Source organism: Nocardioides immobilis, from assembly GCF_003515065.1.
Lineage (GTDB): Bacteria > Actinomycetota > Actinomycetes > Propionibacteriales > Nocardioidaceae > Nocardioides > Nocardioides immobilis.
This window is the reverse complement of the sequence record NZ_QXGH01000009.1, coordinates 155609-179231: the sequence shown is the minus strand read 5'-3', so window position 1 is coordinate 179231 and position 23623 is coordinate 155609. Positions and strand designations below refer to the sequence as shown.

General features: G+C 69.5%; 19 protein-coding genes and 1 tRNA gene. 9 read left to right on the top strand and 11 right to left on the bottom strand.

What is annotated here, in order from left to right; genetic code table 11:
• Nucleotides 1–12 precede the first annotated feature (12 nt).
• The 5 genes from D0Z08_RS01770 (at nt 13) to D0Z08_RS33635 (ending at nt 5680) form a co-directional block, all read left to right on the top strand.
• On the top strand, nt 13–1059 hold the full coding sequence (locus D0Z08_RS01770) for a YlbL family protein (protein ID WP_118922027.1): 1047 nt from the start codon (nt 13–15) through the stop codon (nt 1057–1059).
• Nucleotides 1060–1070: 11 nt separating this feature from the next.
• Nucleotides 1071–1634, top strand: a complete 564-nt coding sequence (locus D0Z08_RS01765; protein ID WP_118922025.1) for a PPA1309 family protein — start codon at nt 1071–1073, stop codon at nt 1632–1634.
• Entirely contained in the window at nt 1631–4675 is a 3045-nt protein-coding gene (locus tag D0Z08_RS01760) for a UPF0182 family membrane protein (RefSeq protein ID WP_118922023.1), read from the top strand. The genes D0Z08_RS01765 and D0Z08_RS01760 overlap by 4 nt, the downstream gene beginning before the upstream one ends.
• A 63-nt stretch (nt 4676–4738) precedes the next feature.
• Nucleotides 4739–4812: transfer RNA gene (locus D0Z08_RS01755), tRNA-Met, on the top strand.
• A gap of 691 nt (nt 4813–5503) precedes the next feature.
• Nucleotides 5504–5680, top strand: a complete 177-nt coding sequence (locus tag D0Z08_RS33635; RefSeq protein WP_118922021.1) for a helix-turn-helix domain-containing protein — start codon at nt 5504–5506, stop codon at nt 5678–5680.
• Nucleotides 5681–5823: 143 nt separating this feature from the next.
• Here the strand turns inward: D0Z08_RS33635 and D0Z08_RS01745 are convergent, their stop codons facing one another.
• Nucleotides 5824–6006: a helix-turn-helix transcriptional regulator gene (locus tag D0Z08_RS01745; RefSeq protein ID WP_245993509.1), complete on the bottom strand. Its 183-nt coding sequence runs from the start codon at nt 6004–6006 to the stop codon at nt 5824–5826.
• 628 nt (nt 6007–6634) lie between these two features.
• Here D0Z08_RS01745 and D0Z08_RS31600 point away from each other — a divergent pair.
• On the top strand, nt 6635–6997 hold the full coding sequence (locus D0Z08_RS31600; RefSeq protein WP_147381284.1) for a hypothetical protein: 363 nt from the start codon (nt 6635–6637) through the stop codon (nt 6995–6997).
• An 80-nt stretch (nt 6998–7077) separates the two neighbouring features.
• On the opposite strand, the gene D0Z08_RS01735 is transcribed toward D0Z08_RS31600, so the two are convergent.
• From D0Z08_RS01735 to D0Z08_RS01720, 4 genes are all read right to left on the bottom strand, one after another.
• Nucleotides 7078–7260 carry a hypothetical protein gene (locus D0Z08_RS01735; protein ID WP_147381283.1) on the bottom strand — a complete coding sequence of 61 codons (183 nt, stop codon included), beginning with the start codon at nt 7258–7260 and terminating at the stop codon, nt 7078–7080.
• Nucleotides 7261–7437: 177 nt separating this feature from the next.
• A complete protein-coding gene (locus tag D0Z08_RS01730) occupies nt 7438–8388 on the bottom strand; it encodes a trypsin-like serine protease (protein ID WP_182481091.1) in 951 nt (316 codons plus the stop codon).
• Nucleotides 8389–8764: 376 nt separating this feature from the next.
• The gene (locus D0Z08_RS01725) at nt 8765–14071 is read right to left on the bottom strand and encodes an AAA family ATPase (protein WP_245993505.1); all 5307 of its coding nucleotides are present in this window, start codon (nt 14069–14071) and stop codon (nt 8765–8767) included.
• 548 nt (nt 14072–14619) lie between these two features.
• The gene (locus D0Z08_RS01720) at nt 14620–14976 is read right to left on the bottom strand and encodes a hypothetical protein (RefSeq protein WP_118922014.1); all 357 of its coding nucleotides are present in this window, start codon (nt 14974–14976) and stop codon (nt 14620–14622) included.
• Between the two features lie 211 nt (nt 14977–15187).
• Here D0Z08_RS01720 and D0Z08_RS01715 point away from each other — a divergent pair, with 211 nt between their 5' ends.
• The gene (locus D0Z08_RS01715; RefSeq protein ID WP_182481090.1) at nt 15188–15397 is read left to right on the top strand and encodes a hypothetical protein; all 210 of its coding nucleotides are present in this window, start codon (nt 15188–15190) and stop codon (nt 15395–15397) included.
• Nucleotides 15398–15542: 145 nt separating this feature from the next.
• On the opposite strand, the gene D0Z08_RS01710 is transcribed toward D0Z08_RS01715, so the two are convergent.
• Genes D0Z08_RS01710 through D0Z08_RS01690 form a run of 5 tightly spaced genes read right to left on the bottom strand, consistent with a single transcriptional unit; the run spans nt 15543 to nt 20770 of the window.
• Nucleotides 15543–16856, bottom strand: coding sequence for an amidohydrolase family protein (locus D0Z08_RS01710; protein WP_118922013.1), 1314 nt, complete (start codon nt 16854–16856; stop codon nt 15543–15545).
• Nucleotides 16853–18013 carry a CoA transferase gene (locus tag D0Z08_RS01705; protein WP_118922011.1) on the bottom strand — a complete coding sequence of 387 codons (1161 nt, stop codon included), beginning with the start codon at nt 18011–18013 and terminating at the stop codon, nt 16853–16855. Before D0Z08_RS01705 ends, D0Z08_RS01710 begins: the two co-directional genes overlap by 4 nt.
• Nucleotides 18000–19013 (bottom strand): enoyl-CoA hydratase/isomerase family protein, encoded by a 1014-nt coding sequence (locus D0Z08_RS01700; protein ID WP_220453974.1) that lies wholly within the window; start codon nt 19011–19013, stop codon nt 18000–18002. Before D0Z08_RS01700 ends, D0Z08_RS01705 begins: the two co-directional genes overlap by 14 nt.
• A gap of 48 nt (nt 19014–19061) precedes the next feature.
• Nucleotides 19062–19547 (bottom strand): DoxX family protein, encoded by a 486-nt coding sequence (locus tag D0Z08_RS01695; protein ID WP_118922009.1) that lies wholly within the window; start codon nt 19545–19547, stop codon nt 19062–19064.
• Nucleotides 19547–20770: a CaiB/BaiF CoA transferase family protein gene (locus D0Z08_RS01690; RefSeq protein WP_245993502.1), complete on the bottom strand. Its 1224-nt coding sequence runs from the start codon at nt 20768–20770 to the stop codon at nt 19547–19549. The genes D0Z08_RS01695 and D0Z08_RS01690 overlap by 1 nt, the downstream gene beginning before the upstream one ends.
• A gap of 219 nt (nt 20771–20989) precedes the next feature.
• Between D0Z08_RS01690 and D0Z08_RS01685 the strand changes: the two genes are divergently transcribed.
• Together D0Z08_RS01685 and D0Z08_RS01680 are read left to right on the top strand one after the other, a co-directional pair.
• Nucleotides 20990–21403 (top strand): Zn-ribbon domain-containing OB-fold protein, encoded by a 414-nt coding sequence (locus D0Z08_RS01685; protein WP_245993500.1) that lies wholly within the window; start codon nt 20990–20992, stop codon nt 21401–21403.
• Nucleotides 21400–22581, top strand: a complete 1182-nt coding sequence (locus D0Z08_RS01680) for a thiolase family protein (protein WP_118922005.1) — start codon at nt 21400–21402, stop codon at nt 22579–22581. Before D0Z08_RS01685 ends, D0Z08_RS01680 begins: the two co-directional genes overlap by 4 nt.
• 24 nt (nt 22582–22605) lie before the next feature.
• Here the strand turns inward: D0Z08_RS01680 and D0Z08_RS01675 are convergent, their stop codons facing one another.
• Nucleotides 22606–23613, bottom strand: a complete 1008-nt coding sequence (locus D0Z08_RS01675) for an NADPH:quinone oxidoreductase family protein (RefSeq protein WP_245993498.1) — start codon at nt 23611–23613, stop codon at nt 22606–22608.
• Nucleotides 23614–23623 lie beyond the last annotated feature (10 nt).

Below are 23623 nucleotides of genomic sequence, written 5' to 3'. Positions count from 1 at the left end.
GAAGGTAACGCCATGACCCAGCGCTGGATCGCGTTCGCCTTCGCAGCGCCGCTGACGCTCCTCCTGCTCCTCATGGCGGCGTTGGTTCCGCTGCCGTACTCCGTCTACAGCCCTGGCCCGACGTTCGACGTGCTGGCGAAGGACGGCAACGAGGCGGAGATCATCCAGGTCGACGGTCACGAGACGTTCCGCGACGACGGCGAGATCCGGTTCACCACCGTCCAGACGTCCCCGCGCGGGAAGAAGCTGCCGCTCCTCGCGGCGCTCGGTGACTGGCTCGACAGCGACAAGGCCGTTGTCCCGTACGAGATCGCGCACCCGAAGAACCAGACCGCCGAGGACGAGAAGATCCAGGGCGAGATCTCGATGATCGGCTCGCAGGACAACGCGATCGCGGCGGCGATGCGGGAGCTGGGCTACGAGGTCCCGGCGGTCATCCAGGTGGCCCACGTCGACGAGGGCACCCCCGCGTTCAAGAAGCTCCGGGTCCGCGACAAGATCCTCGAGGTCGACGGCGTCAAGCTCAAGGACGGCCAACAGCTCGTCGACGCGGTCCAGGAGCACGGGCCCGGCGACCCGGTCGTCCTGAGCATCGAGCGCGGCCGGCGGGAGCGGCTCACGGTCGAGATCGAGCCCAGGAAGGATCCCGAGGACGGCCGGATGCGGATCGGCATCATCCCCGGGGTCGGCTACGACTTCCCGTTCGACGTCTCGATCAAGGTGGACTCCGGGATCGGCGGACCGAGCGCCGGCCTGATGTTCGCCCTCGCGATCTACGACACCCTCACGCCCGGCTCACTGACCGACGGCGAGGTCATCGCCGGCACCGGCGAGCTCTTCGAGGACGGCATCGTCGGTCCGATCGGCGGGATCGAGCAGAAGATCGCCGCTGCCGAGGATGACGCGGCCGAGCTGTTCTTCGTGCCTGAGGCCAACTGCTCCGACGTGGCGGACCTCGACCCGGACCTGACCATGGTCAAGGCCACGGACATGCACCAGGCGCTCGGGGCTCTCGAGGACTGGGCCGACGACCGCGACGCCGACCTGCCGAGCTGCTGAACGGGGCGACGATGGACTTCGAGCTCGAGATCGACCCGGCCCTGGCGGCCGCCGTACTGGAGATCGAGAAGCACCAGGCCGGCACCGGCTGGGACCAGCCGGCGCGGCTCTACGCCCTCGTCGACACTGCCGACCTGGTCGCGCACGAGCCGGCCCTGGCCGCGATGCTGGGCCTCGACGAGCCGCGCGAGCGCGGGTCGCTGACGCCGATCGAGCAGGAGGAGCTGTCCGCCGACCAGGAGCTGGAGGAGCTGCTCCCGACGATCAGCTGGCCGGCCTCGGTGGTCGGCTGCGCGGCCGTCGTCGAGCGGCTGGTGCTGCCGCCGGCCGCGGACGGCCAGATCCCGGACGACCCGGCGGAGGCGGCGGAGTTCGCCCGCGAGCACCCCGACCGGCAGGAGGTCCGGATCGTGGCGGGCGTGACCCGGCACGAGGCGTCGTACTGCGCCGTACGACTGCGGGCCCATGACGACGACGCGTCGGTCATGGGGGGAGCGGAGCTGGTTCCCAGCCTGCTCACCCTGCTGCGCGCCACACTGGACGACGAGTCTGAGGAATCAGAGGAGACACCGTGAGTGATCTGTTCGACGACGAGCCTGGAAACGTCGACACCCGGCGGTCGGGCGGGCGCGCCCGCGCACTGGTGATCACCGGTGTCGTGCTGGTGGTGGCGTTCTTCCTGCTGACGACGTTCGCGTCGATCTACACCGACCGGCTCTGGTACTCCGAGGTCGGCTACAGCCAGGTCTTCAACACGATGCTGTGGACCCGGATCGGCCTGTTCCTCGTGTTCGGCGTGTTCATGGGCGCGTCCGTCGCGGTCAACATGTACCTCGCCTACCGGTTCCGGCCGCTGTTCCGGATCCCGGGTGGCGACGGCAGCGTCGACCGCTACCGCGACGCGGTCACCCCGATCCGCACCTGGCTGCTCGCCGGCGTGGCGACCGTGGTCGGCCTGTTCGCCGGTACGTCGGCCATCGGCCACTGGCGCTCCTACCTGCTGTGGCGGCACGCGCAGCCGTTCGAGCAGACGGACCCGTACTTCGACAAGGACATCAGCTTCTACGTCTTCAGCCTGCCGTGGTGGCACTACGTCGTCGACTTCGTGATGGCCGCCGCGATCGTCGCGGTGCTCGCCACCGCCGTCGTCCACTACCTGTACGGCGGCATCCGGCTGCAGGTGCAGCACGACCGCCTGTCGGGCGCGGCGCAGGTGCAGTTCTCCGTGCTGCTCGGCATCTTCGTGCTCGCCAAGGGAGTCGACTACTACCTCGACCGGTTCGACCTGGTGACGAACGACAACAACCTCTTCACCGGGATGAACTACACCGGCGAGAACGCGCTGCTGCCGGCCCGCAACATCTTGATGGGCGTCGCCCTGATCTGTGCGCTGCTCTTCTTCCTCAACGTGTGGCGCCGTACCTGGCAGCTGCCGACGGTCGGACTCGCCCTGCTCGTCCTCTCCGCCATCCTGCTCGGCATGATCTGGCCGGCGATCGTCCAGAACTTCCAGGTCAAGCCGACCGAGGCGGACAAGGAGGCGCCGTACATCCAGAAGAACATCGATGCCACCCGCGACGCCTACGACATCGCCTACGTGGATGGTGAGCCCTACACCGGGATCCCGGTCGACGCACCGGACGAGGGCACGTCGACCGCCGAGCGGACCCGGCTGTTGCGGGCGCTCGACGCACAGCTGCTGCAGGTGCCGGTCGTCGACCCGAAGCAGGTGCGCGAGACGTTCGAGCAGCGCCAACAGGCGTTCGCCTACTACTCGGTCGCCCCGGTCCTCGACGTCGACCGCTACGAGATCGACGGTGAGGACACCCCGTTGGTGCTGGGCGTCCGCGAGCTCGACCAGGAGGGCATCAACCCCGACGACCGCAACTGGTCGAACCTGCACACCGTCTACACCCACGGCGAGGGCATCATCGCTGCCTACGCCAACCGGATCTCCAGCAACGACGCCAACGGCAAGATGGTGTGGGCCGAGGGCATCGAGAGCGACAACGCGCTGTCGGAGATCGAGGAGTTCGAGGAGCGCATCTACTACGGCGAGCAGAGCCCGTCGTACTCCATCGTCGGCAAGGCCGAGGAGGACGACCCCGACGTCGAGCTCGGCCTGACCCTTCCGGCCGACGCGGTCTCGGAGGAGGAGGCCGAGGAGGAGGAGACGACGTACGACGGCGAGGGCGGCGTCGAGATCGGCAGCACCCTCCGGCAGCTGATGTACGCCGTGAAGTTCGGCGAGCCGAATTTCCTGCTGTCCGGACGGGTCAACGGCAACTCCCAGGTCCTCTACAACCGTGAGCCCGTGGCGCGCGTCGAGAAGGTCGCGCCGTGGCTCACCGTCGACAGCGACCCCTACCCGGCCGTCGTCGACGGGAAGATCCAGTGGATCATCGACGGCTACACGACGACGGACCGCTACCCCAACGCCCAGCGCGAGTCGTTCGACTCGATGATCGACGACTCGCTGCAGCAGGACACCGGCCTGCAGACGATCCCGACCGACGAGATCAACTACATGCGGTCGGCGGTCAAGGCGACGGTCGACGCGTACGACGGCACGGTCACCCTCTACGCCTGGGACGAGGAGGACCCGATCCTCAAGACCTGGATGAGCGCCTTCCCGGACACCGTTCAGCCGAAGTCCGAGATCCCGACCGCGCTGATGGAGCACCTTCGCTACCCCGAGGACCTGTTCAAGGTGCAGCGCTACCAGCTGGCCCGGTACCACGTGACCAACGCGGACGACTTCTACCAAGGCAGCGACCGGTGGGAGGTCCCGGCCGACCCGGTGTCGACGAGCAGCAAGCAGCCGCCGTACCGCGTCTTCGCGAACAACGGCTCTGGCGATAGCCAGTGGTCGCTCACGTCGGTCTTCGTGCCGCGCGGCAAGCAGAACCTGGCGTCGTACGTCTCGCTCGACTCCGACGCGACGACGTCGAACGGCGAGCTCAACCCGGACTTCGGGAAGCTCAAGCTGCTCGAGCTCTCCGACCCCAACGCACCGGGTCCCGGCACGATCTACAACGAGATGAGCCAGAACGACGAGGTCCTGGAGTCGCTGCAGGAGTTCCGGGTCTCGGGCTCGACGCCGCCGGTCTTCGGCAACCTGTTGACCCTGCCGGTGTCCGACGGGCTGATCTACATCCAGCCGGTGTACGCCGTGAAGGCGCAGGGTGAGTCGAGCTTCCCGATCCTTCAGTACGTCATCACGTCGTACGCCGGCAGCGTCGGCATCGGCGAGAACCTCGCGGCGTCGCTCGCCGACTCGCTCTCCCTCGCTGCGGACACCGGCACCGATCCGCCGGACGGCAACGGCGACGGCCAGGGCAACAACAACGGTGGTCCGGACGGCCCGAAGCAGAGCATCGACGACCAGATCGCCGAGCAGCTGCGGCTGGCCGACGAGGCTTTCCAGGATGCCGACGCCGCCCAGCGGGCGGGTGACACGGCCGAGTGGGCAGCGCAGATCGAGAAGGCCGAGCGCCACTTCGGCAACGCACTCGCGCTGATCGAGGAACGGGATGCGGAAGCAGCTCCCGACGACGAGCCGACGGACGAGTCGACCGCCTCACCCACCGACGAGGCCACCCCCGAGGAGGAGTGACCCGGATCGCTCCCTACCGATTTGGAGTGCTTTCGCCCCATGCCGTAACGTTGGGTTCACCGACGCGGGGTGGAGCAGCTCGGTAGCTCGCTGGGCTCATAACCCAGAGGTCGCAGGTTCAAATCCTGCCCCCGCTACAAAGAGAAACACCAGGTCAGAGGCGGTTTTCGGAGAGATCCGGGAGCCGCCTCTGATCCATTTCAGACAGACTTGGCAGCAACTTGGCAGCAGAGGTCGCCACGAGTTCAGGCGTGGATCGGTGCGGATCTCCGTGGACGGCCGGGGATTTCTGCCCCACGGGGTCCTCCGCGTTTTGCCGATCACCCGGTCCAGGGCGAGGGCGTCCAGCCGCGCCATGTGATCAGTGGTCGGGCTGAGTGGTCGGGTCTCGCGGGCAGGACGCTCCAGAGGTCGGTCGCGGCGAACACGACGTCTGGTCAGCCGCGGATGAGATAGCCGACGTAGTCGCCGGTCACGTCCATGAGCAGCTTGCGGCCGGGTGGTCGATGTCGAGGAGCATCGCGTCGTCGCCGCACACGACGCGGGTGGCCGACACAATCGCGTCGTCGTCGAAGGCCGCCTCGTCCACGGCGGCGTACCCCGGTCGGCCCTCGCCGCCAACGTACGCAGTCCTGGAAAACCCGATCCGTGGACGAGTCTCGTGATCGGCCACCGGCGAGATCTGTCGTCGAAAGCGGTGAGCGCAACGCTTCGGCGCCCATCTTGGCGATCTGGACGAGATCAGCTCACCGGTGTCCGATCCTGTCCGTGCGCCGTTGCCTATCTCTAAGGAACGCGCGACTGCCGTCGCGGACGAGAGGAGCCGACATGGAAGCATTGCTGTTGAGGGTTCCGGAGGCTGCCGCCCGACTTGGCGTGAGCCGAGCGAAGCTCTATGAGCTCATCGCTTCGGGCGCGCTGCCGGCGGTCAAGATTGACGGGTGCCGAAGGGTGAGGACGGACGACCTTCGCGCGTACGTCGAAGGGCTGGCGCCGAGTCAGTGACGGGCTCGAGTGGTTTCGTCAAGCCACGCCGCTGTCGGAGCGATCGGTGCAACCGCCTTTCGGATGGCACCGTGAGCTCGCAATGGGGAACTACGCGGCGGGATCCCGCAGTCCGCGGCCCGACGGCCCGTTGTACGCCGATCTCAGTCCATCCGCCCGGTCTCTCGGGCCCACCGCTCGATGTCGACGGACTCCCAGACCGGTCCGGCCGCCAGGCGGGCGACGGGACGCGGAAAGTCCTCGCGCTGGGCCAACTGGCCCACCCGCGGCCGGCTGACGCCGAGAAACTCGGCGACCTCCGCGGTGCCCATCAGGTGGTGCGTCACGGCGAGAACCCTATGGGGTTGACATCGCGAAGGGCCAGCGAGAGACTCGCCAGGAAGGCCCTTCAAGATGTGAAGGGCGGCCCCGGCTGGTGCGCGAACACCGGCCGGGACCTAGGACCGAGTGCACTGGAGGCACCCAGACCATGCGCCCATCTTCCACGCCGCGACCCCCCGCGATCCAGGCGACCCCGACATACTCCCGCTCGCCGTCCTCGATCAGGGAGTACCGCAGGCCGCGCAATCACCTCTTCCCACTCGAGGACTACCGCGCGGCGATCGCATCCGGCGGGACAGTTCGGTCCTACTGCGGAATCCTCGAGAATGTCCTAGGAGGCGATCCGGACGGAGTCGAGGAGGCCAGCGAAGCGAGTTCCGATGACTGCGCGACCTGTGTTGACCTCTGGCACGGTCGCAAGTGGGTGCGGCTGTGAACGGCGACCGCGCCGGTGATCGGCATCGCGTGCGCCAGCGGAACCGTGCACTGTGCTGCGACTGCGGAGAAGTCAGAACGGTGGCGCAGTCGTATCGCGGAAAGAAGCCCGCTGACGCCCGGACAACGGAGGCGGACGCGCCTCCGTGGTGCGCCTGGCTGCGGTGTGCGCACTGCGGCGCTGTCACCCTGCACGCCGTGATCGCCGATTGCCGGTCTCAGCGGTGGGGGAGCGAGGGGTGCGACAGGGAACGCCATAACCGCGTCACGGATCAGCTCCGGCGACGGGTTGAACGTCGACTCATCGCGCTCGCCGCCGACGGCGTCGCCGTCGTGCGCACGACATCTACCCATGACATGTACGTCGACGACGCAACCGTCGAGGTCCTCCAGTACGACGACGGACGCGGAATCCAGATCCGCATCTGCTCCACAGCCACCCCAGAGCAGCTGCTCCATGGGCTCGAGGCTGCAGAAGACGTCGTCGACGAACCAACGAGGCTCGGTGACTGGAAGAACACGGCCGTTGGCCGGTGGCGCGGGCTCTCACTACGGACCTGAACTAGGAACTGGTGGCCACGCGCATCGGCGGCGATGTGACGCAGGCGAACGCGAGCGAAGGCGCCGCGGCCGGACAAGTCTCAGTCGGCGAGCCGGAGATCTTCGCGCTCCTCCGGCGGCCCGGTCAGCGCGTTTCGGCCCGACGAGCCTGACCGGTCAGGAGTCCGGCTCGAAGCACGATCGCGTACGTGGGCGAGTTTGAGCGCAGCCGGGGTGCCGCTTTCGGCCGCCTCGACAAGACCTTCTAGATACTCGAAGTACATTGCCTGCACCTCGTGGGCACAGAAGTCGGTCTCGAACCTGTGGTAGATCGCGTGGTAGGACCTACCCATTTCGGTGGGACGCGCGGACCTGCGGAGCGCGCGTCAGGAGTCAGAGGCGGGAGTACGTCGCGTTCACGCTCGCGCAGGTGTACCACCACCCGGTGAGCGACTAAGGCGCTACGGAAGTGTGACGAACTGACTCAGGAACTCGCGAGCCGGGCCGGTGTCGATCCGGACGTAGAACCCGTACGACTGGCAGAGGCTACCGGTTGCAGATGCCTGTGCCTGTACAGCGACGAACTCGCCCACGACGGTCTCCCCGTGGAATATCGGCCCGCCGGAGTCTCCGAAGCAGCCGCCTCCGCCGCCTTGGGCGTCGTTGGGGTTGGTCCGGACGAAGATCAAGGTGTCCGTCAGCTTCATCAGGGGAACCGTGGTGGTCCGACGCTTGCCGTCGAAAAGCAGTTCCTTGCCCAGCGGTGGTTCGATGTCCCGGTCGGACCCGTAGCCCACGATCGTGAAGAGCTGGTTGCTCCCGCCTGTCGTGAAGGGTTCGAGAACATTCTCTGAGGGGAGCGGTGCTGGGGTGATATCGGGGGCTTCCTCCAGTTCCACCACGGCAACGTCGAACCGCTGCAAGGTCTGGAACGACTTCTGGCCCTGAGTGAAGGCGTCGAAGCTGAAGTTCGGATGCGGGTGCGCCTCGCCCTGGATCAGTTCAGGGAGGCCCCCGGAGAACGGGTCCGGGTCGAAGGTGACGAAGAAGGTGTCCAGCCCGGGGAACTCCACACAGTGGGCGGCCGTCAGCACGATCGTTGGCGAGATAAGCGTTCCGGAGCAGGCCACGGCCACCTGGCACCCTTCGCTGCACCCGATGATCAGTCCCACGTTCGGATGCCTGTTGCCGTCGAGCTCACCGCCGATGATCGCGTCGCTCCGGGCGGGAACCAGAAGACTCAGCGCCGCCGCCACACACAGTGTGGTCAGCACCGCCGTCGCGCGGAGACGAGTGAGAACGGCCCTACTGACATGGGCTGGCTCCGGCGCGTCGGAGGCGCGGGACCATTCGCGTTCGGGGTCGTATTGGTCGTAGGCATCCTTCGCAATGCGAATGTTCTTCTCGGACATGATGTCCTCCTGGCTTGATCGATGCACTCTTGATCGTTGACGACCGGCGTGCGCGCGGCATCGGTAGGACCTACCCATTTCGGGGGACGGCGCGGACCTGCAGAGCGTGCGTCAGGAGTCAGTGGCGGGGAGGAGGTCGTGCGCCAAGGCGAAGAGCGCCGCGGCCGAGCGGCTGGTGAACTGGAGCTGCTCGGCGATCTCCCGGAAGCCGAACCCTTAGCGACAGCAAGGATGCTTGTCAGGGGCGTGAGAGAGACACCGGGTCCCGATAGACCCGTCCTGTGACGTCTCCCGGGACAGGGTCCCAGTACGAACCGCGTCTATGTGGGCGATAGGACGCATCCTCGAGCCTAAGGCCGGACGTCTGAACCCGGCGTCATCGCGCCGGACCGGCCGGAGCGGGTCCCGCAGGCGGCGCGTCGTGGCTGGGACGGGGGGTGAGGGTCGCGGGAGCGAGCCGCTGTTCGGCGGCGTGGCTACGGGATTGGGGATGGCGAATGGCCGCCTTCTTGCGGGCTTCGTCGTTGATCTCGTCGATGCGAGCTTGGACGTAGGCCGTGCGGTTGCGGTCGCGCTCGATGCTCTCGGTGACGGTCTGATGCTCGAGGATGCCGGGTGCGAGATGGAGCCGGCTGCGGAGCCGCTCGAAGTCGTCGAGCCAGTGTTCGGTGCCGCGGGAGCCGAGCACGCGGGCGGTCTGGTGGATGAGCTTCTGCCGGACGTCGGTGTCGGACCAATGTCCGGCGGTGCGGAGCAGGTGGTCGATGATCGCGTCGCCGAGGGGGGACCGGTTGTCGACGGCGGCGGTGATCGCGTCAGCACCTTGGGTCTCGAAGAGCTTGGCCGGGTCCAGGCCGTCGGGCAGGTCGAGGTGGGTCGGGTCGAGGTCGGCGGCGGTGAGGTGCCAGAACGCCTTCTGAGCCGACTTCCACCCAGCGGGGTCGGAGTCTGTGGCCACGGCGATCCGGTCGCGGCCGTTGACGAGGTCGATGTTGGTGCGCAGCAGCCTGATCTGGTTGATGGTGAGCGCGGTTCCCATAGGCGCGATGCCGACGGCGGCGCCGCCGCTGCCGAGGGTGATGGCCAGAGCGTCCATGGGACCTTCGACGATGACCGGGAGCGCGCCGTTGGCGAGGAGGTCTCGGGCTTCGGCGTACCCGAAGAGCGCCTCGCCCTTGGTGAAGACGGGGGTGGTGCGGGTGTTGAGGTACTTCGGTCCGGCGTAGTCGTTGTCGGTCTTTGTGGGGTTGCGGCGGCCGACGAAGCCGAGGATCGCCTGCCTGCTCGGGTCGTGGGGGTCGCGGATGGGCATGATGAGTCGGTCGCGGAAGAAGTCGCGGTAGCAGGTGGTGCCGTCGTCGCGTTCCCGCTGGGAGACGAGGCCGGCCTGCTCTAGCTCGTCGAGGGTGGCGCCCTGCTTGGTGAGGTGGCGCAGCAGGCTGCGGCCGCCTCCGGGTGCGTACCCGACGGCGTAGCTGGGGTGGTCGGCGAGGTCGGTCCCGAGGCGCAAGCGCAGATAGTCCGGCGCCCAGGACGGTAGGCAGCAGGACTCGTAGTAGGCCAGTGCCTGCTGGTTGAGCTCGTGGATCCGCTCGGCCGGGATCTCGTGCGGATCGGGGAAGGCGTTCTCGGCCGTGATCTTGCTGGCTTCTTGCCACGGTAGGGGCGACACGTACGGGTCCTCGACAGACATGTAGTCGGCGTCGGGCTGATCGCCGGGCGGCGCCCAGTCGACCGGCTCGGCGGCGAGGTCGCCGTACTCGTCCGGGGTGGGGGAGTGGACGACAAGGACGTCGGGGTCGTCGGACTGGCCGCGGTAGAAGGCTGCCATGAACTCGTCGGACTCGTCAGGTGGGAGCAGGTCGGGGTCCGGGGAAACGTCAGCATCGAACGGCGCCGCCTCGTCGTAGTCGGCCATGGGCGGCTGGTCGGTGAGCATGGCGATGCGCAGCACGAGCGCATCGGCGACCTCGACGCCGGTCAGGCTGCCGTCTTGAGGGACGCCGGCAAGCGCGCCGCAGAGGATGTTGCTCGGCGTCCAGTCGTGGTGCTGGCAGGCTTCGTCGACTGCTGCGACGAGGGCGGGCCACGCGGGTGCCTTGTGGAGGTAGTCGGCCTTGGTGGTGCCGACAAGCTCGGCCAGAGCGGTGCGCCAGCTGGGTTGGAGCAGGTTCGCGGAGTGCTCGTCGGCGCCGAGTGCAGCCGGCCCGAGGTGCGGAACGAGACGCCACCACAGCGCGGCAGCCTGCTGCTCATCGGGCAGCGGCCGCGCGGCTGCGGCGGTGTCCGCGTCGGTGGCGGGCTGGCCGCCCGAGAGCGATGGATCGGTGGCGAGCGCCTGCTTGAGGTAATCGGTCACGGGCAGCCCGGCGCGTTCGAGGCGGGCGAGTCGCTGGCACAGTGGCGTGATCCACGGGTCGGCGCGGACGGTTTCGGGCAGCACCTGGTACCAGGTGCGCTGGGAGAAGGGGTAGCTCGGCCGCGCCGCGCGGACGGCCCGGTTGAGCTTGGCCTGGTGGGCACCCGGGGCGCCGATGGTGCGGTCGCCGGTGGGGCGGAGGTCGTTCTCGTCGGTCCGGGCCACTGCCCGCCACACCGCGAGATCGGCACGAAGCTCGGCAAGGGGGTCGGCGTCCTCGTCCTCGAGGAACGGCTGTGCCCACGCAGGCGCGGTGGCGCCGGTCCAGCCCCGGGCCTGCTCGCGGACGGCGTCGATCTGTTCGCGGACGAGCCGGTCATAGGCCGCTGTGAACGGACCCCAGTCGTGGGCCGCTGCCAGCCGGGCGGGGATGCCGGGCAGCCACGGCAATGGCCCGCCCGCAGGCTGCGGGGTGCTCGCGTCGTGCGGTCGGCCAACGGTCAGTTCGGCGACGAGATCGTCGATACGGGCATCGAGCACGGCCGCGGGGTCGCGGGCGTCGGCCAGCGACCCGATACCCACGGCGGCGGTCAGCAGCTTCAAGGGGCTGTGCTCATCGAGCGCGATGAGCGCGAGGTGGGAGCGCAGGGTCGGCCACGCGGGCGCTTCGGTGAGCCCGGTGAGGAGTGCTTCGGCGTGGGCGTCGATCTTGTCCATGCCGATGGGGCCGATGAGGTTCTCGGCGCCGGCGGTGACGGCGTCGTGGTAGCGGGCGGCGATGTCGCCGAGCAGTTGGTGGGGGTTGGTCTGCTCGCGCAGCGTGGTGGTCGCGGAGACCGGCGAGCCGTCGCGGCGCAGCATCCCGGTGATCCGGTCGAGCGCAGTCGGCGGGAGCAGCGCCTCGGGCCGGATCAGGTTGTGCGGGTCGCCGTCGCCAGCGACGTTGAGGTAGAGGTGGTTGGCGAACTTGCCGCGGGAGAGGGCGACGTAGAGCAGGTTGCGGTCTTCGTCGCCGGTGAGGACGACGTGGCAGGTGCCGGTGGTGATGCCTTGGGCGCCGTGCACGGTGGTGGCGTAGCCGAGTTGGACGGCGTTCGAGACGTAGTCGGCGGGCAGGGTGATGGTCTTGGCGAGTTGGTCGTGGACCACGGTCAGGGAGCCGTCGGCGTTGACCTTCTTGACGTGCCAGCGGTCGCCGTTCTTGACCCAGTTGGTGCGGGTGATGGATAGGTGGCGGTCGTTCTCGCGGGTGATGATCCGGTCACCGTTGGAGACCTTCGTGCCGTCCCCGAGCGTCAGCACGCGCCCGATCTCCCTCTCTGAGAGCCCGGCGAGGCGGTCGTTCCGGGCGCGGGTGTTGAGCTCGGCGACGAGGTCTCGGGTGGGCGCGATCAAGATCGAGTCGGAGACGCCATCGCTACTGGCGCGGTCGGCTGCCCACGCGGCGTAGGCCTGGTCGGCGCAGGCCCCGAGGTCGCCGACATGGATCCGCCCGCGGTCGGCGTAGAACGCGATCGCCGACGGGTCGCCTTCGCGCAGCGCGAGGGTGGCGGCTGCTTCGACGTGGTTGAGGCTGCCATCGGGGTTGCGGAAGCGGTGCACTTCGCTGAGGGTGACGGCGCCGATCTGGTGAGAGATGTCGCGCAGGACGCCGCCCGCGGCGACCGAGGCGAGCTGCCGGCCATCACCGACCAGCCGCACCTGGCCGCCGCGGGAGGTGATGTAGTCGATCGCGGCGGCCAGGTCGGTGGTCGCGGCCATGCCCGCCTCGTCGATCAGGACGAGGGTCGATGGGTTGATCTTCTCCATCCACCTGGGTGCTCCGCCGTGCTTGGCGTGCCATACGAGCTTGGCCAGGGTGTCGGCGCGAACCTCCGTCCGCCTCGCATCGCTGGTGTCGGGGTTGATGGAGGCTCCGAGTTCTTGGGCGGCGACCGCCGATGGGGCGAGCCCGATGACGGTGCCGCCGGAGCCTTGCCAGGCGCGGGTGAGAACCTGCATGGCGGTGGTCTTGCCGGTGCCTGCCGGTGCGAGGGCGAGCTGGACGGCGCGGCCGCAGGTGGCCATCTCGCGGACCAGGGACTGCTGGGCGGCATTGAGCTGGAGTCCGGTGGTGTGACTGTTGGCGGCGGCTTCGGCGATCGCGATGCCGACGCGCACCTCGCTGATGGTGCGGCCGCCGGTACGCCGGGCAGCCTCGAGGATGCGCCGTTCGGCGTCGATGACGGCCTGGGATGTGTACTGGCGGGCGCCGGCGAGGCTGTACACACTGACGACCTCCTCGCCCCCGACACCGCTATCGAGACCGTGTTCGATGCGCTGCAGCGGCTCGGGGATCCTCACCTCCTGCTCCACCGGCAGTTGGGCCGCGGTGGTGGCGTGGGTGAGCGGGTCGGGGTCGGTGAAGGCGAGGCAGTTCTCGGCGATCGCGGTGGCCACGACCCGGTCGACGCACGTGTCGAGGTCGGGCAGCCGGACCCCGTGGGCGCGGGCCTGGCGCTGTGCCTCGGCGCGCAGGTGCCAGACCTGCCAGGTCGCACGGTCCTCGGCGACCCGCGCGACGACACGCTGCGCGGTCTCGGCGACCCATTCGTCGGTGACGTCCTGGGCGGCCGGGCGGTGGCCGAGGCAGTCCTCGACCATGCCCCGGACGGCCTCCTCACCACCGATGATGGCGACCGCCTCGTCCAGCCACGCGGCCCGCTGGTCGGCTTCGGCGCGGGGTGGGTGCTTGGCCTGGCGGGTCTGGTCCCACGCCTTCTCCGCGAGGGTGACGGCCTCGCCTTCGGTCGGCGGCCGGCCGTGCTCGGTCTGGAACGCTGCCGCTAGTTCGCGGCGGCGGGCCTCAATGGCGCTGTGCCGCTTGGACCAGGTCTTGGCCAGCCGCTCGTCGACGCCGATGATCTCGCGCACGGGCCGCTTGTGGACACTCTTGTCCAAACCGCTCCTGCGGTTCTCGAACCGAACCCCCAGTCGGGCGATCAGCTCGGACTCGATGAGGGTGTTGTACATCTCCGCGAGGGTGATGTTGGCCTTGTAGAGAACCCGCCCGTCGATCGCGAGCCAGCGGCCGGTCTCGTCCTGGACCTTGTTGCTGACCGCGGTACCAGGTGGCGACTCGGGCGGCCTGGGAGGCGATGAGTCGCTTCTCTTCCAGCCCCATCGGGTATGCGGGGTGGTGGTGCTGGTTGAGCAGCCCCACCTCGTCGAGCCGGTCGCCGAGCACGAGCACCGCTTCCAGGGCAACGGCGAGGTCGCGCAGCAGGTACCAGCCGGCACCGTGGTCGCGCAGCCACGGCTTGTCTTCGGCACAGTCCAGGGCATGGGTCGCCGCCAGCAGTTCGATCGCGGCCTCCCGCCAGGTCTCGACCACCGGAGCGGTGCAGGGCGTGCCGAGCACCTCCAGCGGGGAGGGTCGCTCATCGACCGGGCGGTTGGGCACCGAGAAGGCGATGTTGTCCAGCAGGGTGGCCAGCTTGTTGTCGATGCCCTCCAGGTTCAGCCCGGGCGCCGGCGCCGGCAGGCTCCTGGCTGGATACCAGGTGTTGAGCCCCACACCGTATAGCCGCTGTCGCAGTGCGTCGACCACGGCCTCGCGGCAGTGCAGCAACTGGTCGACCGCAGCCGCCTCGGCCGGGATCGAGTCATCGCCAAGCAGCCGGTTCAGCGCTCCGGCTCCGTTCTCGGCATGCTGGCCGTATGTCTCGACGGTCATGACCGCAACTCCCCCGGAAGCACCGACAGCACCGGGAGCACCGGGAGCGCACCGTGCCGGCTCGTTGAGAGTGTGTGTGGTGCCATGTCGGGGAGAGGCAACACCGCCGGCGTCGGATCGGACACGAGATCGCGATCAGTTCGCGGCACGGGTGTGGTCAGCGGTCGGTTTCGACACCGGCCGCGGTGATGCCGCACCGCAGGAGCCGGCGGGCGGCCTCGAGGCGCAGGCTCTGCTGGTGGACCTGCGAGGTCGTCAGCATCGCGGTCAGCCGCTCCTCGAGTTCGGCCAACCCTGCGCGGAAGTCATCGACGTAGACGTCGACGTAGTGGGTGGGGCGCCGCTGGCCGTAGTCGACGAGCTCGGCCCGTGCCATGCCGAGGTGCGGCAGCGCCGCGCGATGATCTTCCTGCCCGGCGGCGCCCTCCAGGGCGGCCAGGAGGGAGACCGTGTAGACGAAGTCGGGACTCTCGTCGTAGACGTCACCGGTGAGCCCGGCAGGAGGGGTGATCATCAAGCGTGGTCCTTCCGCGAGACGGGCCACGGTCGGCGGGGTGCCGACCACGCAGAGTTGAGTAGGAATCGATCGGAGAGCGCGACATCTCCGACCGCTGGCTGTGGACGAGCCGCGTGGTGGAGTGCCTGTGGGCGGCAACTGGACCTCCCACCAGTCAGGGGCGGCAATGGGCTTGAGCGGTAGTTCTCGACGATGAAAGGACTTCACGATGACTCGGCATCCAGAGCGGTTCGATCGCGGCAGCGAAGTCCAGCCCTACGGCCCGGACGAACCGCTTGTCATTCGATGGGTTGACGTGGTCGCGCCTCGCAACGCGGCACAGGCCCTCGTCGTGCTCAAGGACGCCGAGGTCGACCTGGACGCGACGAAGCTGGCCGTGGGATGGCGGGTTCACGACTGGCTTCCGACAGCGCAGTGAGCGGTGGCGACCTCACCAACGCTGGCCATCTCCTCACCAGTCCGCTCACCTAGCTCACCAAGATCCCACAGCGCCAGCTGATCTGAGTCGTCAACACTCGTACGCCGTCGCGCCACGCCGGGCACCTCCAACCCTTTGGTCAGATTCACCCCGCCGACTGACCCCCGTGGATCCGCTCGCCGGCGATCCAGGTCGCTCGGACGGTCACGGCCACAGGGGAGCGCAGCGCGACCTCAAGGGGCGCGTCGAGCAGCACCAGGTCGGCCGGCGCTCCTGGCGCGACCCGTCGTGCCGGTCCACCCGGGTCGAGGGGTGCGCTGAGGTAGCCGTCGAGCGCGGCGCGGGGGCGGACGCTCTCCTCTGCCCCGATGGGGCGCTCCGCGGCCGTCGCGATCACCCGCCACGGGTCCACCTCGCCGAAGGGGGCGTCGCTGCTCGCCGTCGTACGCACTCCGGCGGCGAGGAGTCGGGCGTGCGGATAGAGGTGGGGGAGGTCGTGGGGCGAGACGTCGCGGAGGTACGCCGAGCCGCGGGTGCGCAGGAAGTCCGGCTGTGTCACGACCGCCACGCCCAGCCGAGTGAGCCAGTCGGCGGCCTCGGGTGGGCAGATCGCCGCGTGCTCGATCCGGTCGCCGGGGACGACGCCGACGTCCTCGAGCGCGGCGAGAGTGAGCAGCAGCGACTCGCGGGTCACGCAGTGGATCGCGAGCGGCCGGGGGAGGGCGTGGGCGGCGGCGATGGTGGCGGTCAACTCGTCGAAGGTCGGCAGGTCGTGGTCGCGCAGCAGCAGCTTGCGCGGGCCCTCCCCGAGCGGATCACCGAGCAGGAGCAGCCGTTGGGGCAACTGGCGGAGTAGCGCGACAGCGGTCGGGTCGAGATCCGGCGTGGCATCCGTGACGCCAGTGATGCCCCGGGCGGCCAGCCGGCGCCCGACCGCCTGCAGGTCGGGCGAGGCGTCGGGAAGGGCTGGGCGCAGCCGCTCGTCGTAGCGCCACAGGCGACCGGTCGGCTCCCCGGCAGGGTCGCGCTCGACATCGGCGGAGTCGTCGAGGACGTGGGCGACTGCGGCCAGCGCGGCGGAGTTGAGCATCCAGAGTCCGCCGGATCGGTGCTGCACGCGCACCGGGCGATCAGGCACGACGGCATCCAGCGCGTGCCGGTCGACGCTGACCGCCGCGTTGACCCCGCGCACCCACCCGGTCCCGGGCGCGGTGCGCAAAGCATCGAGGCGCTCGCCGCAGTTGATCGAGTCCCACGCCGCCGCGAGGGCGAGCACGTGCACATGGTGATCGTGGAGACCGGGCAGCAATGCGGCGCCAGCCCCGTCGACCGTGACTGGTGGCGGGCCCCCTGTGCGGTGCGCGCATTCGCCGCGCCCTAGTGCGGTGATCCGGCCCTCGCTCTCGCACACATCGGTGATCTCGCCGTCGACCTCGACGTCGCGCAGGTGCACCGTCATCGGGGCCGTGGCCGTTCGATGAGTACGACGGCGTGGCCGGTGTCGACCCACCACTCGCCGTCGCGGCTGACGACCCGGTCGCCCCAGTCCTCGTCGGCCGCGGACCCGTCGTGAGAGGGCACCAGCGTCTCGGCTGCCACATGCTGCATCGACACGTCGATGAGTCGCGCGTCCTCGGACGCCAGGGCCGCAGTGGCCGCGACGGCGGCGGCGACCCCGCTCAGCGGATCGGCGATCGCGTCGCCGGCGGGCGACGGCGACCCCGATTCGTGGATCACCAGCCCCGCCGACGCTGCGACGTCGTCACCGAATCCCACCGTGTCCGATGCCCGTCCGCGCGCCGTGATCGACAGCCACGAAGTGCCACGGGCCACGGCCTCCTCGGCCAGGATTCCGAGCTGGCGCATCGCCCGCGGCCGGGACGCCTCGAGCACCAGATCCGCAGACCCGATCAGGGCGCGCAGTTGATCGATCTCCGTCGCGAAGTCGAGCACGACCTGCTCGTGTCCGGCATGGAGCATCTCGAAGAAGGCCGGCGGCCCGAGGCGCGCTCCATCGGGGCGTTGGGTGCTCTCGACCTTGATCACCCGCGCTCCCTGCAGCCCGAGCAACTGCGCGCACAGCGGCCCCGCCCAGAGGCTGGTCAGATCGACCACCAGCGGAGTTTGATTCACCCGACGTGCGCCCAGCGCGGTGGCCACCACGCCCGCTCGATCTCGCGGAGCCTCGGTGGGCACCGCACCGCCGGGAAGGCCGAGCAGTCCGAGCCGCGCCTCCGCCTCGACGGCCGTGATCGATGCTGCCCAGGTGGTCACGGCGGGCCACGCGTCCCGGGCGACCGGTGCCTCGATCAGGGCCGGCACGAGCTCCAGATCGGAGAGCCGGGCCAAGGAGATCCCCAGCCAGCCGTCCTTCGTGGGCAGGATCCGGAAGGCCCCGCCACAGGACCAGGGCGCGTTGCGGCCGAACCCCGTGTAGGCCGCGCGCTCACTCAGCAGCTGCGGGATCTCCGGCACGCGCGCGCCCAGCGAGGCCAGGCTCTTGCGTACCACCGACGCGGCGCGGCCGGGGGGAAGCCGGGGCGGGCCTTCGGCACGGCCGGTCAGCCACCACGCGCCGGAGGCCGCCCAGTCGCGCAGGACCTCAGACGATGGCATCGACCAGGCCCCACTCGTGGGCGGTGGCGGCGTCGAGCCGGACGCCGGAGAGCGCGAGATAGGCGGTGCGCCAACGCCCGATCCGGCGGGGGAGCGACACCGTGCCACCGGCACCGGGCACGAGGCCCATGCTGAGTTCCGGCAGCAGGAACCACGTGTCGGGACGCGCTTCCACCCGACCGGCGAACGAGGGCACCTCCACCCCGGCGCCGATGCACGCGCCGTGGAGTCGCACGCTCAGCCGACCACGCAGCTGGTGCACGCGCCACCCCGCCGAGCGGGCGAGCCGCACCAGGTGGGCATCGACAGGGTCCGCAGCGGTCCCGAACTCGTCGAGATCCCCGCCGGAGCAGAACGAAGGACCGGCACCCTTGAGCACCACCGACTCGATCGAGCGATCCAGGAGCGCCAGATCGAGCGCCTCGATCAGCCCATCGCGGGCGGCGCGGCCGAAGGCGTTGTGCCGCGCTGGTCGATTGAGGGTCACGTTCAACTGGTCACCGTCGCGCGCGAGCAGCACCGGCTCCTCAGCGGGGGGTACGGCGTGGCGCGGCGTTCGCGCGCGCCAGGCCGCGAACTCGGGGCCGGCCAGGAGGGTGGAGTAGGCGAGCGACTCGAGTTGCAGGGCGTCGTACACGCCGATGCGCTCGGACGCCGGCAGCAATGACGTCAGAGTCAGCGCTGCACCCGGGGCGGCGGTGACCACAGCAGCGATCGCCTCCAACTGGTCGGCACCATCGACCCAACTCCGCTCGGGGGCGGCGGGTGCCAGGGTGAGAGTGAGCGCCCGAAGCAACGTCGCCGCGCTCGGCGGCAACTCGGTCGATGACCAGCCGACGGTGACGATCGAGCGTTCGGTCAGTGCCGCGACGGCCGCCGCAACGCTCGGGGACGACCACGACACCGCGGACAGGTCGACGGCGAGCGCCGGCGACTGACCAGGCTCGCCGGTCAGTCGCGCGGCGCCGTCAGCGACCTCGGACAGGCTGACGAAGTCCACTGTCTCCTCGTTCGGTCGGCCGACACGGGTGGCGTGCCGGTCATCGTGTCACCGCCGACGACCGACCACCAGCAGGCCCCCCGCGGCGAGCGCGCCACCCGCTCCGGCGACGATCCCCCAGCCCCAGCCGGCCAGGTCGAGATCGAGAGCATGGTCGATCGACCACTCGCCGGGGCCGGTCGCGGCCAGACCGACCGCGACCATGGCCACCAGCACGGTGTACTCCCAGCCGCCCTTGAACACGAAGTAGCCCTTGCCCCGGTGGTCGGTGAGCGTCGCCACGAGCATCAGCCCGACGAAGGCGGTCGCGGTCAGGCCGGTGAGCAGCCCCAGGGTTATCAAGGTGCCGGCACCCAACTCGGTAGCCGCGGCGAGCCGCGCATGCAGCCAACCGGGGCGCAAGTCGAGCCCCTCGAACCAGCCCGCCGTCCCCGACAGTCCGCCGCCGCCGCCGTACACCTTGTTCCAGCCGTGCAGGACGAGCATGGGGCCGAGCGCAAGCCGGACGACGAGGAGTCCGAGGTCGAGATCCATCAGAGGATGGCGCCGCTGACCTTGAGATCAATGATCTGCTCCATCGAGAGACCGATCTCCTCGAGCACCTCGTCGGTGTGCTCGCCGTGCTCGGGGGAGCGGCGCGTTTCGCCGGGGGCCCCGTTGAACTGCACCGGTGCCGAGACCAGCTTGAACGGTGTGCCGCTGGCGTCGCTGAGGTCGGCGATGTAGTGGTTGGCGATGACCTGCTGGTCGTCGACCACCTCGAGCGGGTGCTGGACCTTCGCCCAGGCACCGTTGAGGGTCTCGAGGATCGGCTCCCACTCGGTGTAGGTCTTCTCCGCGAAGGCGGCGGCCAGGGCGGCGCAGGCCTCGACGTTGTTCTTGCCGCGCTTGGCGTGGCTGTCGAAGCGCTCGTCGGTGATCAGCTCCGGCACGCCGAGCGCGGTCGTGAGCTCCGGCCAGAATCGGTCGGACTCGAGCATGACCAGCGTGACGAAGCGGTCGTCGGCGGTGCGGTAGGTGTTGACCAGCGGGTTGGGCGCCCGGTCCGGGGTGGACTTCGGATAGACCTTCTGGTTGAAGGCGTAGGCGCCGGCGATCGTGCCGCCCATGGCCCACGCGCCGGTGGCGAGCAGGGAGCCGTCGACCTCCACCGCCTCGCCGGTGCGCTCGCGGTGGAAGAGGGCCGTGCTGACGGCGCCGGCGAGCGCGAGGCCGCCGAGTACGTCACCGAACGCCGGGCCGGGCATGGTCACGGGGTAGCCGAGGCTGTCCGGGCTGACGTTGGAGGAGATGCCGGTGCGGGCCCAGAAGGAGGTCAGGTCATAGCCGCCGCGCTCCGCATCGGGTCCCTCCTGGCCGGCGGCAGAGCCGCGGGCGTAGATGATGCTGGGGTTGACGGCCCGCACGTCCTCGACGTCGATGCGCAGCTTCTTGCGGGCCGACGGGCGGAAGTTGGTGAGGAACACGTCCGCGGTGGCGATGAGCTTCATCAGCAGTTCGTGGCCCTCCTCCGACTTCAGGTCGAGAGCGACGCTGCGCTTGCCGCGGTTGGGGAGCTCGAACATGTGGGCCACGCCCCCCGCGGGGATCAGCCCTGAGGTGACCAGGCCACGCTGCGGGTCGCCGACCTCCGGGTGCTCGATCTTGAGCACGTCAGCACCCCACTCCGTCATCAGCGCTCCCGCCACTGGCACGTAGGTCCACGCTGCGACCTCGACGACCCGGATCCCGCTCATCACACCGACCACGATGCTCACCTTTCAACGTCTGGAGGACGCCTGGCCGCGGGCCCCGCTGCTCGGGAGTCCCTCGTGTACACGCGTCAAGTTCTGACTGAGTGTACATGAAAATGATGCGCTAGTGTGGTCGCAGTCACGGCAATCTGAGACGTGTTATCGGCGGTGACCCTGACAAGCCGGTCTGCTCAGGCAGAGAATCTGACAGTATAGTTCAGTTACGACAGGCGGAGGAATCCCATGGCACAACCGGAGGGGCGGATGCTCCCCGAGGTCACTCCCGATTCACGAGAGTTCTGGACGGGAGGTTTCGAGAACGAGCTGCGGATCTATCGCTGCCAGGCCTGCCGCCAGTGGATCCATCCGCCGGTCGGCGCCTGCTGGAAGTGTCGAAGCCGGGACGTCGCCCCAGAGGTCGCCTCGGGGCGCGCCACGGTGGCGGCGTACTCCATCAATCACCACCCCTGGTTCCCCGCCTTCCCGCCGCCATACGCCGTCGCCGCGGTCGAGCTTGACGAGGCGCCCGGCGTCCGGCTGACCACCTGCCTGGTGGACGTCGACATCGCCGCGGTCGAGGTCGGCATGCCGGTCGAGGTGGTCTTCGACGAGCAGGACGATGTCGCGCTCCCGCTGTTCAGGCCGGTGACCGCATGACGTTCGTCGAGGACCGCGCCGTCGTCACCGGCGTCGGGCAGTCCCAGATCGGCCGACGGATCGGCCGCACCGGCGTCGACCTCGCCCTGGAGGCGGCCGAGCGTGCCGTCGCCCATGCCGGGCTCACCTTCGACGACATCGATGGCATCGCCAGCTATCCCGGACCGGTCGCTGCCGAGGGCGGCTTCGTCGGAGCCACCACCCATGACATTCGCGACGCCTTCGGGCTGCGGACGAGGTGGCACGTCAGTGGTGTCGAGACCTCCGGACAGATCGGCACCATGCTCGATGCTGCCGCCGCGGTCGCGTCGGGCCGGGCCACCCACGTGCTCTGCTTCCGCTCGGTCTGGGAGGCCACCGCTCAGGCAAGTGGTCGCGCGGCTGCGCTGACCACGAAATCGGCGCGAGCGGGAGGGCACTCGGAGTTCCGGGTGCCGTTCGGTGCGGCCTCGCCAGCCAACTGGATCGGCATGTACGCCCAGCGCTACATGCATGAGTTCGGGCTGACCCGCGAGCAGATCGGCAAGCTTGTCATCAACACTCGCAAGAACGCCGCCCTCAACCCCAACGCCATCTATCGCGACCCGATGACGATGGACGACTACCTGAACGCGCGGATGGTCTCCTGGCCGTTCGGTCTCTACGACTGCGACATCCCCGCCGACGGGGCGACGGCGGTCATCGTGTCCCGTCGCGAGGCGGCCGACGGGCTCGCCAATCCGGCGATCTCCATCGAGGCTGCAGGGGCGGCGCTGTATGAGCGGCACAGCTGGGACCAGCGCGCCGACCTGACGACCATGGCCTCGCATGACGCCACGGCCTCGATGTGGGAGACCACGAAGTTCACGGCGGGCGACGTCGACTTCGCGACGTTGTACGACGGCTTCAGCTATCTGTGCATTCAGTGGATCGAGTCGTTCGGCTTCGCCGAGCACGGCAAGGTCGGGCCGTTCCTCGACGACGAGGACAACTACCGCCTCGAGGGTCGGCTGCCGATCAACCCCCACGGTGGTCAGCTCTCCGCTGGGCGTCTGCACGGCTACGGCTTCGTGCACGAGGCGTGCGTCCAGCTGTGGCGTCAGGCCGGCGACCGTCAGATCGCCAAGGACGTCGAGCTCGCCGCGGTCGGAGTCGGTGGTGGCCCCGAGGCGGGCTGCATGCTGCTGCACCTCGCCTGATTGGTTTGATCCGTCCGGTCGAGGTCACTCCGGCCGGACGGCGATCACCGTCTTGCCGACGGCTCGGCGCTCGGCGACGAAGGTCAGTGCCTCGCGCGCCCGGCTGAGCGGGAAGGTCGCGCCGATCAGCGGGTGGACCCTGCCACTGGCCCACAGATCCGTGAACTCCGCCCGATCGCGTGCGGCCCGCTCGGGGTCGCGCTGGGCGAACGTGCGCACCTCCAGTCCCTTGATCGTCACCCCTTTGAGCAGCACCAGATTGAGCGGGATGCGGGGGATCTCGTCGCTCGCATAGCCGAGCGTCACGAACCGCCCACCCCAGCGCATCTCGCGCAGGGCCTCCTCGGCGAGCGTGCCCCCGACAGGGTCGAGCACCACGTCGACCGCGCCGGCACCGACGGCCGCCCGCAAGTCCGCCCGGAGCCCGCCGTCGGAGTAGTCGACGAGATGGGTGGCGCCGCGCGAGCCGGCCGCGGCCAGCTTGTCGGGCGTCGAGGCGGCCGCGACGACGGTGGCGCCCATCAGCGTGGCCAGCTCGACGGCGGCCAGTCCCAGCCCGCCGCCGGCGCCGAGCACGAGCACCGTCTCGCCAGGGTTCACCTCGGCGACCGATCGCAAGGCGTGGTACGCCGTCAGGTGACACACCCACGTCGCTGCTGCTTCCGCGAAGGTGACCGGGGGCGGCACCGGTACGGCCGCACACGCCGGCGCCATTACGTACTCCGCGAAGGCGCCGGGCGCGAGCACCGCCGCCCGATCCCCGACGGCCCACCCCGTGACCTGCTCGCCGACCGCGCACACCACTCCAGCGGCCTCGTGGCCCGGGACGAAGGGGAGCGGGGTCGGGGTCTGGTAGCGCCCCTCGATTATCAGCGTGTCGGGGAAGTTCACTGCAGCGGCGTGTACGGCGACGAGCAGCTCGTCCAGGCCGGGGCTCGGCCGGGGGACGGTGTCCAGCTGCACCGCCTCGGGAGAGCCGGTCCGGTGGATGCGAGCAGCGACCATCGTCGCCTCAGGCTGGAGGGTCGCCATGGTGTTCTCC